The sequence below is a fragment of the Gracilimonas tropica DSM 19535 genome (assembly GCF_000375425.1).
Classification (GTDB): Bacteria; Bacteroidota; Rhodothermia; order Balneolales; family Balneolaceae; genus Gracilimonas; species Gracilimonas tropica.
The window spans coordinates 1-1177 of sequence record NZ_AQXG01000048.1; the positions used below are offsets into that span (position 1 = coordinate 1).

A 1177-nucleotide genomic window follows, 5' to 3' on the forward strand; every position below is an offset into this window, starting at 1 on the left:
AACCGGGGACAACCAGCGCACCGCCGATGCCATTGCCCGACAAGTAGGGGTTGATCGTGTGCTGGCCGAAGTGCTGCCTGAAGACAAGGCCATGAATGTGCAGAAACTGCAAAATGAAGGTAAACGTGTTGCTATGGTAGGTGACGGCATCAACGATGCACCCGCATTGGCTCAAGCCGATATCGGCTTGGCGATTGGCACTGGAACCGATGTTGCTATTGAGGCCTCAGATATCACCCTGATCAGAGGTAGCCTGCAGGGTGTAGTGCTGGCTATACAGCTTTCAAAGGCAACCATGAAAAACATTCGCCAAAACCTGTTTGGAGCTTTTGCTTACAATACTGCGGGCCTTCCAATTGCCGCAGGGGTATTTTACCCACTATTTGGCCTCTTGCTTTCACCACTGATTGCGGCCGCAGCCATGGCCTTTAGTTCTGTTACAGTCGTCACCAATGCCAACCGGCTGCGCAAGTTTCAACCTAAATTTTCAAAAACTGATTGATAAACCTAAAAGGAGATTATTATGACACCCGATGAAATTTTTGTACTGACTGGCGGCATCCTGCTTATAGCACTCGTAGCCTGGTATTTCTGGTTCTCTAGCTCGGAGGGTACCCGTGTTCAAAGCGGAGCTGGCGGCCTGCAAGAAGCCCTGATTAAAGTAAAGGGTGGTTACAGTCCCAACGTTATAGTTGTAGAAGCTGGAAAAGCGGTGAGGCTGAATTTCCTCCGCGAAGAAACGGCTGCCTGCTCTGAGCAGGTGATCTTTCCGGACTTCGGAAAACAAGCTACGCTGACTCCACATAAAACCATTCCGGTGGAATTCACCCCTGACTCCCCCGGTGAATACGAATTTCAATGCGCTATGGGCATGCTTCGCGGCAAACTCATCGTCGAATAAACCAAAATAAACCAAACGTGGAGGATACCATGAAAAATCAAAACATCTGCCCGGTAATGGGACACGAAATCGAAGACATTACTAATGCGCCCAGCAGTAAGTACCAGGGTAATACCTATTACTTCTGCTGCGAAAATTGCAAAACGTCATTTGATGAAAATCCGGCTGAATATACCGGAGACAACCATGGCCATCACGGTCATCATCACTAAATGTTTGAACCCCACCTGCCTTAAGGCTTATGAGGTCGGTAGCCTTTTGGCAGGTTTAATATTA

3 protein-coding genes are annotated in these 1177 nt (G+C 48.5%); all 3 read left to right on the forward strand.

The annotated features are described in order from the left end of the window. A partial coding sequence (locus tag B151_RS19230; RefSeq protein WP_040517266.1) for an HAD-IC family P-type ATPase occupies positions 1-502 on the forward strand: 502 nt, incomplete at its 5' end. Between the two features lie 21 nt (positions 503-523). Continuing rightward, on the forward strand, positions 524-901 hold the full coding sequence (locus tag B151_RS0117545) for a cupredoxin domain-containing protein (RefSeq protein ID WP_020404926.1): 378 nt from the start codon (positions 524-526) through the stop codon (positions 899-901). A 56-nt stretch (positions 902-957) separates the two neighbouring features. Next, positions 958-1113 (forward strand): YHS domain-containing protein, encoded by a 156-nt coding sequence (locus B151_RS20470; RefSeq protein WP_211207872.1) that lies wholly within the window; start codon positions 958-960, stop codon positions 1111-1113. The last annotated feature ends 64 nt before the right edge of the window (positions 1114-1177 follow it).